The 15,319-nt window shown below is 63.5% G+C and carries 15 protein-coding genes; 11 read left to right on the forward strand and 4 right to left on the reverse strand.

The genetic code is table 11. From position 1 onward, the window contains the following. The first annotated feature begins 12 nt into the window (after positions 1 to 12). Complete coding sequence (locus tag GY33_RS0102775; RefSeq protein ID WP_031385870.1) at positions 13 to 498, forward strand: HAD family hydrolase; 486 nt, start codon at positions 13 to 15, stop codon at positions 496 to 498. 86 nt (positions 499 to 584) lie between these two features. Here the strand turns inward: GY33_RS0102775 and GY33_RS0102780 are convergent, their stop codons facing one another. Genes GY33_RS0102780 through GY33_RS0102790 form a run of 3 tightly spaced genes read right to left on the reverse strand, consistent with a single transcriptional unit; the run spans position 585 to position 2,880 of the window. Further along, positions 585 to 1,697, reverse strand: coding sequence for an XdhC family aldehyde oxidoreductase maturation factor (locus tag GY33_RS0102780; protein WP_051822223.1), 1,113 nt, complete (start codon positions 1,695 to 1,697; stop codon positions 585 to 587). Positions 1,698 to 1,717: 20 nt separating this feature from the next. After that, positions 1,718 to 2,092 (reverse strand): fluoride efflux transporter CrcB, encoded by a 375-nt coding sequence (gene crcB / locus GY33_RS0102785; RefSeq protein ID WP_031385872.1) that lies wholly within the window; start codon positions 2,090 to 2,092, stop codon positions 1,718 to 1,720. A 59-nt stretch (positions 2,093 to 2,151) separates the two neighbouring features. Beyond that, a complete protein-coding gene (locus tag GY33_RS0102790) occupies positions 2,152 to 2,880 on the reverse strand; it encodes a Smr/MutS family protein (protein ID WP_031385873.1) in 729 nt (242 codons plus the stop codon). A 299-nt stretch (positions 2,881 to 3,179) separates the two neighbouring features. Between GY33_RS0102790 and rsmD the strand changes: the two genes are divergently transcribed. The 10 genes from rsmD (at position 3,180) to GY33_RS0102845 (ending at position 14,192) form a co-directional block, all read left to right on the forward strand. Then, the gene (gene rsmD, locus GY33_RS0102800; RefSeq protein WP_031385875.1) at positions 3,180 to 3,764 is read left to right on the forward strand and encodes a 16S rRNA (guanine(966)-N(2))-methyltransferase RsmD; all 585 of its coding nucleotides are present in this window, start codon (positions 3,180 to 3,182) and stop codon (positions 3,762 to 3,764) included. 21 nt (positions 3,765 to 3,785) lie between these two features. Further along, positions 3,786 to 4,295, forward strand: a complete 510-nt coding sequence (gene coaD, locus GY33_RS0102805; RefSeq protein ID WP_031385876.1) for a pantetheine-phosphate adenylyltransferase — start codon at positions 3,786 to 3,788, stop codon at positions 4,293 to 4,295. Positions 4,296 to 4,308: 13 nt separating this feature from the next. After that, positions 4,309 to 5,289: a tRNA (adenosine(37)-N6)-dimethylallyltransferase MiaA gene (gene miaA, locus GY33_RS0102810; protein WP_051822224.1), complete on the forward strand. Its 981-nt coding sequence runs from the start codon at positions 4,309 to 4,311 to the stop codon at positions 5,287 to 5,289. Between the two features lie 42 nt (positions 5,290 to 5,331). Then, positions 5,332 to 6,231, forward strand: coding sequence for a hypothetical protein (locus GY33_RS0102815; RefSeq protein WP_152555041.1), 900 nt, complete (start codon positions 5,332 to 5,334; stop codon positions 6,229 to 6,231). Positions 6,232 to 6,292: 61 nt separating this feature from the next. Beyond that, positions 6,293 to 6,406, forward strand: coding sequence for an RCKP-type rubredoxin-like domain-containing protein (locus GY33_RS21920; protein WP_031385879.1), 114 nt, complete (start codon positions 6,293 to 6,295; stop codon positions 6,404 to 6,406). Positions 6,407 to 6,410: 4 nt separating this feature from the next. Continuing rightward, the gene (locus GY33_RS0102825; RefSeq protein WP_051822225.1) at positions 6,411 to 8,171 is read left to right on the forward strand and encodes an ASKHA domain-containing protein; all 1,761 of its coding nucleotides are present in this window, start codon (positions 6,411 to 6,413) and stop codon (positions 8,169 to 8,171) included. Beyond that, complete coding sequence (locus GY33_RS19605) at positions 8,164 to 9,645, forward strand: small ribosomal subunit Rsm22 family protein (protein ID WP_031385881.1); 1,482 nt, start codon at positions 8,164 to 8,166, stop codon at positions 9,643 to 9,645. The genes GY33_RS0102825 and GY33_RS19605 overlap by 8 nt, the downstream gene beginning before the upstream one ends. Positions 9,646 to 9,674: 29 nt before the next feature. Beyond that, complete coding sequence (locus tag GY33_RS0102835) at positions 9,675 to 10,118, forward strand: response regulator (protein ID WP_051822226.1); 444 nt, start codon at positions 9,675 to 9,677, stop codon at positions 10,116 to 10,118. Between the two features lie 21 nt (positions 10,119 to 10,139). Further along, on the forward strand, positions 10,140 to 13,037 hold the full coding sequence (recQ, locus tag GY33_RS0102840) for a DNA helicase RecQ (protein ID WP_084184742.1): 2,898 nt from the start codon (positions 10,140 to 10,142) through the stop codon (positions 13,035 to 13,037). A 207-nt stretch (positions 13,038 to 13,244) separates the two neighbouring features. Further along, positions 13,245 to 14,192, forward strand: coding sequence for a sulfite exporter TauE/SafE family protein (locus GY33_RS0102845; protein WP_031385884.1), 948 nt, complete (start codon positions 13,245 to 13,247; stop codon positions 14,190 to 14,192). A 45-nt stretch (positions 14,193 to 14,237) separates the two neighbouring features. Here the strand turns inward: GY33_RS0102845 and GY33_RS0102850 are convergent, their stop codons facing one another. Next, the gene (locus tag GY33_RS0102850) at positions 14,238 to 15,311 is read right to left on the reverse strand and encodes a TOBE domain-containing protein (protein WP_031385885.1); all 1,074 of its coding nucleotides are present in this window, start codon (positions 15,309 to 15,311) and stop codon (positions 14,238 to 14,240) included. Positions 15,312 to 15,319: the final 8 nt, after the last annotated feature.

A 15,319-nucleotide genomic window follows, 5' to 3' on the forward strand; every position in this document is an offset into this window, starting at 1 on the left:
AAGGGAAAAAGCATGTTGCACATCAACGTACCCGGCTGGAAAACACTGCGCCTCGCTCACCTCTTCCTGGACTACAACGGCACTCTGGCCCTGGACGGCCGCATTCTGCCCGGCGTTGCGGAACGCCTGGAAGAGTTGTCACGGCACCTGGACATCCACGTCCTCACAGCGGACACCTTCGGCAGCGTGCGGGAAGAGTTGAAAGTCGTTCCCTGCGACCTGCCGATCATCCCGCCCCAAGGCCAGTCGACCCAGGAGCAGGCCCAGGCCAAGGCCGACCATCTGCGCGCCTTCGACCCGGCCCTGTCCGCGGCCATGGGAAACGGTCGTAACGACGCCTTGATGCTCCGAGAAGCAGCCCTGGGCATTGCCCTGCTCCAGGAAGAAGGCGCGGCTCCGCAAACTCTGGCCGCCGCGGACGTGGTCTGCCCCTCCATCCTGTCCGCTTTGGACCTCCTGCGTCACCCCCTCCGCCTGGCGGCCACGCTACGCGGGTAGCGCTCGCAATCCGTCCGATAGCAAAAGGGCGGAGTTCGGCGACGAGAACGGAAGGACGCGGAACAGGTCGCCCACTGGGAGCCCGCCTATATGTCTTTGCACGCCTTGGCCGAGGATCTTGCAATCGCCCGGATTTTCACCAGTTCCGCCACAATGCTCAGGGCGATCTCGGCGGGGGTTTGGGCGTTGATGTCCAAGCCGATGGGGCAGTGGACGCCGGAAAGGTCGTCTTGACTGAAGCCTTGCCCGCGCAGGGCCGCGTAAATGGCGTCCCGCTTGCGGCGACTGCCGATCATGCCGATATAGGCGGCCTGGGTACGCAGGGCCTGGGCCAGGACGTCCATGTCGTGGGTGTGGCCCCTGGTGACGATGACCACGTAGCTGTTTTCGTCGATTCGGCGTCCTTCAAAGGCCCGCCCCATATTCTCCGGAACGTGGACGGCATCGGCCATGGGAAAGCGCTCCGGGTTGGCGAAGTCGGACCGGTCGTCATGGACTTCCACGCGAAAATCCACCCGGTGGGCCAGGAGCGCCACCTCCCTGGAAACATGGCCCGCGCCGAACAAATGCACCGTCTCTTTGGCTCGGATCAACTCGATCACCACCCGTGACTCCCCAACAGTGTTTCCGTTTGTGCTGCCGCTCGTGTACAGGGTCGGACCACACTCGGTTCGGGCCGACTCCAGCAGGCTTGCCAGTCGCTCCGGGCTATCCGGCTGTTCTGGATAAAAACGCAAGCCCGAGGCTGAACGCTGGAGCAGATACGACTCGGAGAGCAGCCCGGCTCGACCGTCGGCGGATTCCCGGATCACGGTGGCCAAAAGCCATTCTCCTTCCTGTTCGCGCCGACGAGCAAGGAGCCGGAACAACTCGATGGTTCGGGTAACCGGCCGCAACGGCTCCACCAGCACGTCCAATTCGCCGCCGCAGATCATGTCCATGTCCCCGGCATCCGTGCCTGCCAGGGTAAAATGCTGGAGCCGGCTGAAACCTGAACGCAAGACATCCAACCCGGTCTGGATAACCTCGGCCTCCAGGCGTCCCCCCCCGACTGTTCCCAGGATGGAACCATCCCGGCGCACGACCATCCGGGTTCCGGGAGTCCGCGGCGCGGAGCCGGTTTGGCCGACAATGGTGGCCAGAGCCGCCGAATCTCCAGCCTCCAGCAAGGTCAAAATTTCATCTTCAAGTCGGATCATTGGATTTTCTCATCATCGCGTTACCACATCCGCCCAAGCAGGAAACCGCAGGAAAGTGCTCCGAGGCTGATCAGGTTTTGGGCGATCAGGTTCAGGACCGGTTTCAGGCGCTTTCCTTCCTGAAACAGCAGATGGGTTTCAAAGATGTACGTGGAAAAGGTGGTGAACGATCCCAGAAAACCGACCAGGATGATCACCTTGAATTGAGGAGAGATGGCCCCGATCTCATGGATCAGCGCCCAAGCCAGCCCGAAGAGGCAGCTCCCCAGGACGTTCACCGTGGTGGTACCCCAGGGATATTCCCGGCCCAGAAGCGCATACACGGCCGAGGAGAGCCAATACCGCGACATGGCGCCCAATGCGCCGGCCAGGCAGAGAAAGAGGATTTCCTGCATCGGGTAATAGGGTGGTTCAGATCATCTTGGCATGTGAATGAGTGAAACGTTCGCTTTACTCAGGTCGCGGTAGCCGGGAGGTCCCAACGGACCTTGCCGCCGGTTTTCTTGCGTTTTCGCAGCAGGATATAAAGTGCCCCGGCTCCGCCGTGCTGGGGCAGGGCCGTGCAGAAGGCCAGGACGACCCGGCGCAGCGGGTCGCGAGTCAGCCAAAGGGGCAGTTCCTCGCGGATCAACGCCAGCCCTCCGGGCGAGTTCTTGCCGCGTCCGGGAATCAGCAACACGCAGCGTCGGCCCAGGTAATACTGGCCGCGCAGGAAGTCGAGGGTAGCGTCCCTGGCCTGCAACGCGTTCAACCCGTGCATGTCCAGGTGGGCCTCCACGCTGAACTGCCCCGCCTTGAGCTTGCCCAGCACCTTTTTGTCCAGGTCCTGAATATAGCCGTGCATGTATTCCTCGGAATACGACAGCTCGAACTCCACCGTTCCCTGGACCAAATTGCGCAGATAGTCCGTCACCCAAAGGTCGTCGTTCTCGGCCTGGCCTGGCCTGCGTTCGGTGGTCACGGATCGCGAAAGTCCGGATTCGCCGGGCACTTCCCGCCCCTTGGTTCCGCCGGAGATGGGCGTAACTTCGGACATGGCCCGGACGAACAGGTCCGCGTCGTCCTGGGGCGGGGCCTCCGGCTCTTCTTTTGGTCGAGGCTTGGGAACGATGCGCTTGACGCGCTCCTTTTTGGGGAACTTCTTCTTAAGCGCGGAGAGGTCTTCGAGGGAGGTGAACTTCATGGCCTGGACGGGGCTGCTTGATTCGGTTTCGTGGAGTGGGTAGGAAGGCAGGTCGCCCTTGCAACGCCGAGAAACGGGCTGTATCCGAGACAGTATCCTGACGAATATGCAAAGGCAAGACAAAGGCTGGGCACTTTTGTTCTCGAACCACGGGCGCTCTGGATCGGAGTCGAAATCGAAATCGTGATCGAAATCGATTTCTGGCAACATTCCGATTTCGATAGCGATTTCGATTTCGATAGCGATCTGTAAGAGGTCGGGAGTTACAACAAAAATGTCCTGCAAGACGGAGACGAAGCGTGGTAAGAATCATCGCCGGACACTGGAAGGGCCGCCGGATCAAGACGACCGAGGGCGAAGGCTATCGTCCGGCCATGGGCAGGGTGCGGGAGGCCCTGTTTTCCATGCTCGCCTCGCGCGGCGTGCATTGGGACGCGGTCCGGGTGCTGGACGTGTTCGCCGGCAGCGGAAGCCTGGGCTGGGAGGCGTTGAGCCGGGGAGCACCGGAAGTGTGCTTTCTGGAAAGCGACCCCAAGGCCCTGCGCCTGTTGCGGGACCAGGCTCCGGCCTTTGAGCGTCCCGGACAACGCGTCCGGATTCTGGCCGGAGACGCCTTGCGCACCCTGGCAGAGCCTCCCAGGCAGGGAGGATACGAGGTCTTGTTTTTTGATCCGCCGTATGGCCGCGACCTCCTGGTCCCGGCCCTGATCCTGGCCCGCAAGCACGGTTGGATCGCCCTGGACGCCCTGATCTGCGCGGAGGTGGAGGAAACCTGGACACCCGCCGCCCTGCCCCTTCCCGAACTTGAACTGGAAACCGACCGCACGTACGGTCAAACCCGCATCTGCATCTGGACGACCCGACCGCCCTCGCCTATCCCCTGAACCGTTGAACCGTGAACCCCGATGGACAAAAATTTCTGCAAAAAACGCATCGCCGTCTACCCCGGCACCTTCGACCCCCTGACCAACGGCCATGTCAGCCTGATCCGACGCGGACTGGAAGTCTTTGACCAGGTCATCGTGGCCGTGGCCTGGGATACGCCCAAGACCCCGCTGTTCTCCCTGGAAGAGCGCCTGGAAATGATCGACGAAGTTTTCGCGCCGGAACCGCGGGTCATCGGCGAGGGGTTCCAGGGACTGCTGGTGGACTATGTCAGAGAGCGCGGCGGCAGCGTCATTCTGCGCGGGTTGCGGGCGACGTCGGACTTTGAGTACGAATTTCAGATGGCCCTGATGAACCGCCGCCTGAACCGCGGCTTGCAGACCATGTTTCTGATGACTGATTATAAGTGGTTGTACATCAGTTCAACGATCATCAAGGAAGCGGCCAAGCTGCACGGAGACGTCCAGGGCCTAGTGCCGGAACCCGTGTTGCGCCGACTGCATCAAAAGTATGGGCCGAGCAAGGACTGAGGGGGAACTCCCCTTGGCCTCAAGTCCGAACAACGTTCAAGCTCCAGGCGGCCAAGTCACGCCCATCGTCTGCCTGGTGGGAGCCACCGGAACCGGCAAGACGTCCGCGGCCCTGGCATTGGCCCGGCATTTTCCGGTGACCGTGATCAACGCGGATTCACGCCAAGTCTACCTGGACGTGCCGGTCATCACCGCCCAGCCGGACGCCGCGGAACAGGCCCAATGCCCGCATCTGCTCTACGGATTCCTGGCCATGGACGAAACCATTTCCGCGGGCAGGTTCATGGACGAGGCCCGGCTAGCGGTGGCGTCCTGTAGGGAGAACGGCCGTATGCCCGTTCTGGTGGGCGGCACGGGCCTCTACCTGCGCGCCCTGGCCGGAGGATTGGCGGATATTCCGGACGTGCCCGCCCAAGTGCGCGAAGCGGTGCTCCAGGAATGCGCGGACCACGGTCCCGAAGCCCTGCACGCCCGGTTGAGCGACGTGGACCCGGACTACGCGGCCCGGATTCACCCCCGTGACAGGCAACGGGTCTGCCGGGCACTGGAAGTCTTCCAGGCCTCCGGACACCCTTTATCCTGGTGGCATGCCCATGCTCGCTCCGCCCAGGGACTGGAACTGTTCATCATCGGCCTACGCCTGCCCCGGCCGGAACTCCACGACCGTCTGGCCCGCCGCATCGACGTGATGCTGGAACTGGGATCGATCCAGGAAATCCAGCGAGCCTGGAAAGGTTGTCCGAACTCTGAGGCCCCGGGCTTTTCCGGCATCGGCTGCCGCGAACTGCTGGCCCATCTGCGCGGAGAGACCAGCCTCGAAGAAGCCAAGGACCTGTGGCTGTTCCGGACTAGAGCCTACGCCAAACGCCAGGAAACCTGGTTCAACAACATCCCCGAGGTCCGCTGGGTCTCGGCCGGGGACCAGACCGCGGTCGTCCGCCTCGTGGAAGCCCATGCCGCGGATCCGCAAGTTACGGTCCGAACTCAGGACTGATCCGAACACATATCGATCCATATGAAGAAAGGAGACAACGTCTTGCGAAGCAACAGCCCCAAAACATGGTTGCTCACCACGCTGATGGCCGTTCTTATTGCCGTCCTGCCCTCCTTCTTACAGGCCGGGCAGGACGTGCGCCTCTTCGTCGAGACCGATGAAGCCGGGGGGTCGGAGCCCCGCCCTTCCGCTCTGCGCCAAGCCCTGGCTCAGGGGGTGGCCCAGGAGGCGGAGATTTTGATGCGGGGAGAACTGAGCGAAGGACGAAGGGCCGCATTGGAGCGGATTCTGGACTCCCGGGCCGAGGAATACGTCCTGGGCTGGGAGGAAGTCGAATACCTGCCCACGGAATGGGGCGCGGTCCTGCACCTGAATGTCCGGGTCAACCGGGAGGCGTTGCGTGATTTCCTGCGGGCTTTGGGCACATATTACACACGGGACTACCAGATCGGCTACCGATTCGATCCCCAAGGCCTGGTGCCGGAGCAACAGGAAGTGGTCCGGACCTTGGAGCAGCTCTCCGGCGTGCGCGACGACGGCTCGGACTCCCTGATTCTGCGTCTGGCGCTTTTGAGTGAAGGCGGGTGGCAAGGCGTACTGGATTACGAGGGCATGATCTGGACCGCGGCGGGACCGGACCTGCCGGAAATCTGGGCCGCCCTCTGGGGCAATTACTTCCGGTTGGACCGGGTACGCGGAGGCTTCGAGGACGCGGTGACCCTGGTCACCCAGGGATGGCGCTCCGCCGGGGACATCCAGGCCTTTGACCGCCACCTGCGGAACCTGGACGTCTCCATGGACACCATCGACCTGCTGGGCGTCACGGTCCAGTCCGTCCGGTACCAGGCCAATTGGCGGATCGTGACCATGGACCGCGAAGCCCTGGAGCGCTCCCTTCGCGAATACTTTCAGGATCAGCCGGGCACCTTCGACCTGGAGTAGGGGCGGGCCTGCGTGCCCGCCCTGGGCAAACACAACCAACCTAACGACAAGGAGAACCATCATGGCGGAATTCATTTGTGCCAAGTGCGGAGAAAAGAAGGAAGGCCGGTGCAAGCCCCAGAAGTGTCCCAAGTGCGGCGAGAAAGGGACCATGGCCAAGCAGGAGCAGAAGTAGCCCGATGACGAGCGAATCCGGCGTGGAGCGCGGCTCAGGGGCCGCGCTCCACGACCACGGAGCGGGCGACGTGCTCGCCATTGAGGACGCCGAGGGCCGGACACGCCTCATCCAGGCCACTTCGGAACAGACCCTGGCCCAAGTTTTGTTTCTGGAAGGGCTTTGGCCCACGAAGCCGTTTTGCAGCGGCCTGGGGCGGTGCGGCCATTGCCTGGTGTATGTGGTCGACGATTCCGAGCCGTCGCCAAACACGCCAACAACGGACGAACGGAAGACCCTATCTCCGGAGGTCCTGGAACAAGGCGGACGATTGGCCTGCCGCCGCCAATCCGAAAGCGGGCTGAGGGTCCGGCTGCCGTTCGCGTTTCCCAGGACCGCCGCCGAATCCGCCGCTGCCTTCGAATCGAACGGGATCGCCTTGGAGCGGGCCGTCAGCGGTTCATTGGCCCTGGCCGTGGACCTGGGAACCACCAGCCTGCACTGGCAACTTCTGGACGACAAGGGCGTCCTGGCCCAGGGGCGGGAACTCAATCCGCAGTTGGCCGCGGGCAGCGAGGTGATGTCCCGGTTGGGCTTTGCCCTGGCCGCGCCGGGCAATGCCCGAATGCTCCGGGACGTGGTGCTGCGACGGCTGCATGAACTGACCATGGCCCTGCCTGCTCCGGTGGATCGGATCTGCGTGGCCGGAAACACGGTGATGACCGCCCTGCTGCTGGAATGGCCGCTGAAGGGCTTGGCCGCGGCCCCGTACCAGAAGCCTCATGCAGGCGGATTCTGGACCAGACTGCCTTTTCAGGAAACGTCGCTGGAATTATCAGACCATCACGCTCCTGGAAATGCCGAAGGACGGCACGGCGGGCGAACCTACATCCCGCCGCAACCCGCACCGTTCATCGGCGGCGACCTCAGCGCCGGACTGGCGGCCCTGCACTTCACCGCCGCTTCTCCCCCAGCCTTCCCTTTCCTTCTGGCGGACCTGGGAACCAACGGCGAGTTCATTCTGGCCCTCGGGCAGGAGCGGTACTTGGCGGCCAGCGTGCCCATGGGGCCGGCTCTGGAGGGCATCGGCATGTCCTGTGGCGCGACGGCCCTGCCAGGGGTCTGGGTGGACGTGGTCGTGACGCCGTTTGGGCTGCGGCCCCGGCCCCTTGAAGACCCTGACGGGGGGAACTCGGACACGGGGGGCACGGAACACATCGACGTCCCTCGCTCAAAACCGGATCGGCAACGGATTTCCGGAACCGGCTACCTGGCCCTGCTGGCCGGGTTGCTGCGCCTGGGGCTCCTAGACCGCACCGGGGGCTTCGCGGCCGGGGACAGCCCGCTGGCCCGGCGGGTCGGATTGGGTTTGGCGGACCGGGACGGTGAACGGCGCTTTTTGCTCGGTCCGGACGTATACCTGACCGGACGCGACGTGGAAGAGGTGCTCAAGGTCAAAGCGGCCTTCAATCTGGCCTTTTCCCGGCTGCTGGCCGAGGGCGGCATTCAACCGGAGGCGCTGCGGGCCGTGTATCTGGCCGGGGCCCTGGGCGAGCATGCGGACTTTTCCGCCCTGGAGGAACTGGGTTTCGTCCCGCCCGGCTACCGACGTCGGATCCACCCCGTGGGCAACAGCTCCCTGGCCGGGGCCGCCCTGCTGGTGAACAGCCCCGAGGCCAGGGACTGGATCGAGAGAATCGCGCCGATGATCACGACCCTGAACATCGGCCAGGAACCGGACTTCTTTTCACACTACACGCAAAGGTTGGTCTTTCGCCATGTCTGACGCCCCATCTCGCCCCGCCGACACCCCCGTTTTCTCCGGCGCGCCGTTTCCCGATCTTTCCGTCGCGGCCCAGCAGGCCCTGGCGGACTACGTCAACCTGCTACGGGAAGTCATGCCTATGAAGGCCGCCCATCGACGCAGACTGGCGGACAACATTCAGGAGCTGTCCTCGTTTCTCATCGAAGACCGCGCCGAATTTCTGGGGCGGGACTACCTGCACGCTCCAGCGGCCCTGGGGGCCTATCTGTGGTACTTCCTGCCCTGGAATCTGCTGCGCCTGAGTCGCCTGCTGGGCGGGCTGGACCTGGACCTGCCCGAAGGCGCGACCATCGTGGACCTGGGCTCCGGACCGTTGACCGTGGTCCAGGCTTTGGCCCTGGCCAGACCGGACTTGTTGACCAGGGAACTGCATTTTCACTGTCTGGATGCCACGCCCAAGCCGATGCGCGAAGGCCGAAAGCTGTACCACGGTCTGGTGAACAGCCTGGAAAACACATTGGGCCACGGCCAGAGCCGGTGGAAGATCCATCTCATTCACGCCCCGTGGCACGTAGGCCTCAAGGACCTGCCCCGGGCCGACCTGCTCACCGCGGCCAATTTTCTGAATGAACTGCCCTGGCATCGCCGGGATCCTCTCGGCGAACAAGTCGCGGATTTTTTCCGGACCGTGGCCGCCCATCAGCGGCACGGCGGCCGGTGCCTGTTCGTGGAGCCCGGAAACCGCCTCGGCGGGAAGCTGGCCAGCCTGGTCCGGGAAAGCGCCGTGGCCGAGAGCTGGCACGTGCTCGGCCCCTGCACCCATCACCAGGCCTGTCCGATGCTCGAATACCGGGAAACGTCCTGGTGCCATTTCACCCTGTCCACCCGCGGCTGTCCGCCCTGGCTGGGGGAATTATCACGGGAAGCCGACTTGGCCAAGCGGGATGTGAGTCTGAGCTACGCGTATTTGGCCGGGCCTGATGTGGCCGATCCCGGGCGGAAAGCATTGAGCGACGCCCCGAACCGCGAAGCCCCGGCCCCCAATGCCCCTGCCCCCAAAGCCCCGGACGCCGGGGCGGGATCGGCCAGAGTCATCAGCGCCGAATTTTCCGTTCCGACCCGTGACCACGGGCAAATGATCGGACGCTACGGCTGCGCGGCCCAGGGCAAGCTGTTGATCCTCTCCGCGCCGGGCGCACCGGGCACGCGCTCCGGAGATCTCGTCCCCGTCCGCCTTGCTGAACCGTCCTGGCGCGACCCCAAAAGCCATGCCGTGGTGGCCGAGTTGCCTTCGACCGCGGGCAAAACAAAGTCCGGAACGGACAAGCCGAACCCGAGGCAAGGAACCATGCCCAAGGCGGACGCTTCCAACAAGCCGAAGCAAGCCTCTTCCAAAGAATCGACGGGCATGGATCGAAAAAAAAACTCGCGACCGCGACCCGCCGCGCCTTCGGTGAAAATCTCAAAAAAACGTCCCAAATCGAAACCGGATTAGTCCGTGCCACCATAAAACAAGGACAGTCTATGCGTACGCTGATAGTTGAGGACAGCCGAAGCATGCAGGAACATCTTCGGGAGATCGTGGCGCCCTACGGCCGGGTCGTTCAGGTGCTCGACGGAAGACAGGCCGTGAACGCCTTTATCAGGTCTCTTGAAGACAAGAAGCTGTTCGATCTGATCCTCATGGACATCGAAATGCCGATCCTGGACGGGCATCAGGCCCTGAGCATGATCCGCCGCCTGGAAGAGCAGCGCCTGGGGGGCATCCGGACCAAGGCCGTGATGGTTTCGAGCCTTACGGACTATGAAAACATCCTCAAGGCCCAATTCGAGGAACGGGCCGACGCCTATCTGACCAAACCCTTTGAGCCGGAAATTCTCCTGGAAATCCTCCGCAATCACGGCCTGATCGACAAAGGGTCTTTTCCGGAGGAAGACGCTGAAACCTCTTCGGACACGTCCCCCTGATCCGCTAAGCCCCCCGCCCCCATGCATCCAATCCCCATCTTCACCATCGGCTACGGCTCGCGAACCATCGAGGAACTACTGGATCTGCTCCGGGCGCACGACATCGAATATCTCCTGGATGTCCGCACCAAGCCCTACTCCAAGCGGCGTCCGGAATACGCCAAGGCGGTCCTGGAACAGCGCCTGAAAACGAACGGCCCGCGCTACGTGTTCATGGGCGACGACCTGGGAGGCTTGCCGGACGATTCCGAAATGGGCGCGGCCCTTGGGCCGGAGATGGGCGATCCGGTCCAGCCCCCGGCCTTTCGCCGGGGGCTGGACCGGCTGCGCAAGGCCTTTGCCCAGCAGGCCCGCGTGGCCCTGCTCTGTTGCGAGGCCAGGCCGGAACGCTGTCACCGGGCCCTGTTGATCGGAACGAGTCTGGCGGCGGAAGGCGTGCCCGTGGTCCATATCGACGAACACGGCGCGCTGATCTCCCAGGAAGCGATGCTGGCCCGGCGGGATGCTTCGGGATTGAGCGAGCAGCCCGGCCATGAGGACGCGATGGACGGAGGAAGCGTGACGGACGTGACGGACGTAACGGGCGAGGCCGATCCGACGGAGCGCTTCGCCCCGCCGGAAGACGACGCCCCGCCGCCCACGGACGCGGACATGCCGGGAAACCAGGATCAAGACCTGGAGGAAGCGGCACGGCCCGAATCCGTTTCGCCGCCCCTCCCGATCCTGGACCTGGACCTGGACCGCTTCGCTACCGCCGACCCCGCGACCATCCTCAAGCAGATCTTTGGCTATGACGCTTTTCGGCCGTTGCAGTCCGAGGTCATTGCCGACGTGCTGGCCAGGCGGGACACGTTGGCGATCATGCCTACAGGCAGCGGCAAATCCCTGTGCTATCAACTCCCGGCCCTGATGTTTCCGGGCATGACCGTGGTGGTCTCCCCGCTCATCGCCCTGATGGAGGACCAAGTGATGCAGGCCCGGGAACTGGGCCTGCCCGCCGTGTTTCTGAACAGCACCCTGCCAGGGCACGAGTATCAAACCGTGCTGACGGATGTCCGGGCCGGGCGGGTTAAACTGCTCTACGCGGCCCCGGAAACCCTGCTCCTGCCCGGAATTCTGGAACTCCTGAAAAACGTGGCCGTGGACTGCCTGACCATTGACGAGGCCCACTGCATTTCCGAGTGGGGCCATGATTTCCGTCCAGAGTACCGCCGGTTGCTGGAAGTGCGCCACCTGCTGCCCGCCGCGGTCTGCCTGGCGGTCACGGCCACGGCCACCGAGCTGGTCCGCCGGGACATCAAGGCCGCCCTGGACATTGGCGACGCCCAGACCCATCTGGCCAGCTTCAACCGGGACAATCTCTTTCTGGAGGTCGTGCCCAAAACCCGGGCCGCGGACCAGCTCATGAGCTTTGTCCAGCCCCGTGCGGACCAGGCCGGGATCATCTACTGCGCCACCCGCAAACAGGTGGACGTGCTCTCCGAAATGCTGCGCTCCAACGGCCACGATGCCCTGCCCTACCACGCCGGCCTGGACGCCCCCACCCGGATGCGTCATCAGCGCCGGTTCATCCGCGATGACGTCCGGATCATGGTGGCCACCATCGCCTTTGGCATGGGCATCAACAAGTCCGACATCCGCTATGTAGTGCATTACGACCTGCCCAAGAACCTGGAGAGCTACTACCAGCAGGTGGGCCGGGCCGGACGGGACGGGCTGCGGGCGGACTGTCTGCTGCTGTTCACCTACGGCGACGTGCAGACCTCGGCCTCCTTTATCAGGAAAATGGACCCGGCCCAGCAAAAACCGGCCCGGATGCAGTTGGAAGCCATGCTCGGCTACGCCGAATCCACCGTCTGCCGCCGGATTCCCCTGCTGAACTACTTCAACGAATCCTATCCGGACCAAAACTGCGGGATGTGCGACAACTGCCTCGCCCCGCGCCGGGAGCCCGAGGACGTGACCGTGGCCGCCCAGAAGTTCCTGTCCTGCGTCAAGCGCACCGGGGAAATGTTCGGGATGACCCACGTCGTCGACGTGCTGCGCGGCTCCCGATCGGAAAAGGTGCTCAGCCGGGGCCACGACGCCCTGTCCACCTACAACATCGGCCAGGAGTATTCCAAGAAACAGTGGCAGCACTTAGCCCGCCAGTTCATCCAGCAGGGCCTGCTGATCCAGGACATGGAACACGGCGGCCTGCGCCTTGGCCCGGAGGCCTACGAGGTCTTCCGGGGCCGCAAGGTCCTGGGAGTGCTTCCCGAGCCGGACCAGGCCGCCGCGCCGTCCTCCGGCCCGACGGACCGGGACCATGATCCGGACCTGTTCGCGCTGCTGCGCGCCAAGCGCAAAGCCCTGGCCGAGGCGGCCAACGTCCCGCCCTACGTGATTTTCTCGGATCGCACCCTTGTGGAAATGGCCGCGCTGTTTCCCCAGTCCCCCGGCGCCCTGGCCGCGGTCCACGGAGTCGGCGAGGCCAAACTGGCCCGCTATGCCGAGGAATTTCTGCCCATTATCCGCGAATACTGCGCAGAGCGGGGCATCGCCGAACAGTCCCCCCCGGCACATCCCCCCGTCCCCCGCAAGCAAACCGAAGGCCTGGGCGCCCGGACCCTGGAAGTCCTCGCGCTGCACGAGCAGGGCCGGACCATCGCCCAACTTTGCGAAACCTTCTCGGTCAAACCGGCCACGATCATCAACCATCTCTGGCAAGCCCTCCAGGCCGGCCGCCCCGTGCGCGGCGACACCCTGGCCAACCAGATCCCCCTGCCCCCGGACACCCTGGACCAGGCTCTCAACGCCTTTGCCGAACACGGCGCCGAGCGGCTTCGCCCGATATTCGACGCCCTGGGAGGAGCCGTGAGCTACGACGATCTGCACCTGATCCGGCTGTATGTGGTGGTGAACGGACAACAAAAATGATGCAGTACCTTCAACGTCGGCCGCTCGGCATTGCTGATTGAATCCCGCATGCCCTGCCCGTTGACACGGCGATCTTCCGGGTGTAGCGGCGAACTGACACGCAATAAATATTTTTCATGTCTATCACTGGATCGAGCAATGCCGAAAGCCCCCTGAAGGTCTGGAGGCAAACCTGAATCCGCGTCCTCAAGCCAGGAGGTTTCCCTCATGCTCTTCCCCGTCTCCGGAATCGAAGTGGCCCCGTGGATACCTTTTGTCGCCGGTTTTGCCGTAGCCTTCGTCTGCTCAATGGGCGGCGTGTCCGGGGCGAATCTGTTGCTGCCCTTTCAGATGAGCGTGCTGGGCTTCGTCACCCCGGCGGTCAGCGCCACCAACCACCTGTTCAACATCGTGGCCATTCCCAGCGGGGTCTACCGCTTCATCCGAGAGGGCCGGATGGTCTGGCCCCTGACCTGGGTGGTCATCGCCGGAACCGTGCCCGGCGTTTTGCTGGGCGTCATCCTGCGGGTCAAATACCTTCCCGACCCAACCCACTTTAAGGCGTTTGCCGGACTTGTGCTGCTGTACATCGGCTTCATCATGGTCCGCTCGCAGATCAAGGGCCCTGCCCCCGGATCGGACAAGGCGTCCTCGGAAAAACGATTTCAGGAGTTGGTGGCCGGGTTTCGGAAAAAGGAAGCCAGGTCCGGAGAGCCCCTTCCAAGAATCAGCGTTGACCAGATCGGGCTGAAGACCATCGATTACTCATTTTACGGCGAAAAAATCAGCGCCCCGACCATGGGCATCTTCTGGTTGAGCGCCATTGTCGGCGTGGTCGGCGGGATGTACGGCATCGGCGGCGGGGCCATCATCGCCCCCTTCTTCGTGGCCGTGTTCCAGCTGCCGGTGTACACCATCGCCGGAGCCTGCCTGATGGGCACGTTCATCACGTCCGTGGTGGCGGCCGTCTTTTACCAAGCCATCGCCCCGCTCTACCCGCACATGGCCGTGGCCCCGGACTGGACCCTGGGCATTCTCATGGGCGTGGGGGGAATGATCGGCATGTACGCCGGAGCCCGAATGCAGAAATTCGTCCCGGCCCAGGCCATCAAGTGGCTCCTGGCCTTCATTCTGGTCTTCACGGGCGGACGCTACGTGGTCGGATTTCTATTCTGATTTCTGACAGCTTCAGCGCCATAATCCCGGACCGATTCATGCTGCTCAGCACGCTTCATGATTGAGGATAACGCTATACGCCCCGAAGAGCACCCAGGCTTGGTCTCCTGGATGCAGGCCCAGGCGGCGGCAGCTGGCGGTGGTTGCCACGGAGCAGATTTCCGTGCCGTCCGCAAGGCGCAACAGCACTTCCGTATTGACCTTGCCGGTGCTGATTTCAACCACCGTGGCCGGCAGGCGGTTCTCCGCGCTGTTCTGGTCCGCCCCCTCGGGACCGGCGAGAAGCACCCAAGGCGCCTTGATTTCCGCAGTCACGAACAACCCGAGCTTCAGCCGCATTCGGCGTAGACTGGCGTTGGTGATCACCGAAACGACGTTCAGCCCGCCCAGAGTCAACAGCGTCACCTCGGACTGAATGTCTCCGGTGACGATTTCCGTGATCTTGCCGAAAAAAATATTCCGGGCGCTGGTGCGTCGGCGACTCTCCCGGTCCACGTACTGCCTGGCGGCATGGTGGACGTCCTCCTCGGAAATATCCAGATGCGCGGCGGTGAGATTGGGCGTGGAATGGCCAAGCAGCCTCTGGACCACATGAAGAGGCAGATTGCCGCGCAGCAGTTCCACGGAGCGCGAGCGACGCAGCGTACTGGGATTGCCGAACTCACGGGGCAATCCGCATGCCTCGGCCTGCTCGTAGAACTTGCGCCGGACATGGGCCGGATCAACCCGGAACAGAGCCTCACCCGGACCATGCCCGCCCTTTTCCAAGGCCGCGCGCAGCTCCTCGGCCAGATCGTCGGGGATTTCAACGGCCCTGACCCGCTCCCGTTCCTCGCCGCCCACGGTGACGACCCGCTTCCCCAAATCAATGTCCCCCGCCTTGAGGTCCAATATTTCATTCAGCTTGGCGCCCGTATGGCGGATCAAAAGAAATATCAAAAGGATACGCTGCCTGGACCATTGGACGTCCCGCCTTGGGGAGTCCGTTGCCCAGACGCGAAACGTCCGCTCCAGCTCCGCCAGCTGGACGGAGTCAAGAATCTTGGCCGAGGACGGAACGGAAAACGAAGCACGCGGCGAACGCCGGGTCGAGGAGTCTTTATCGGGGATGGTGTGCATTTTGGCAG

This window comes from Desulfonatronum thiodismutans (assembly GCF_000717475.1).
Lineage (GTDB): Bacteria > Desulfobacterota > Desulfovibrionia > Desulfovibrionales > Desulfonatronaceae > Desulfonatronum > Desulfonatronum thiodismutans.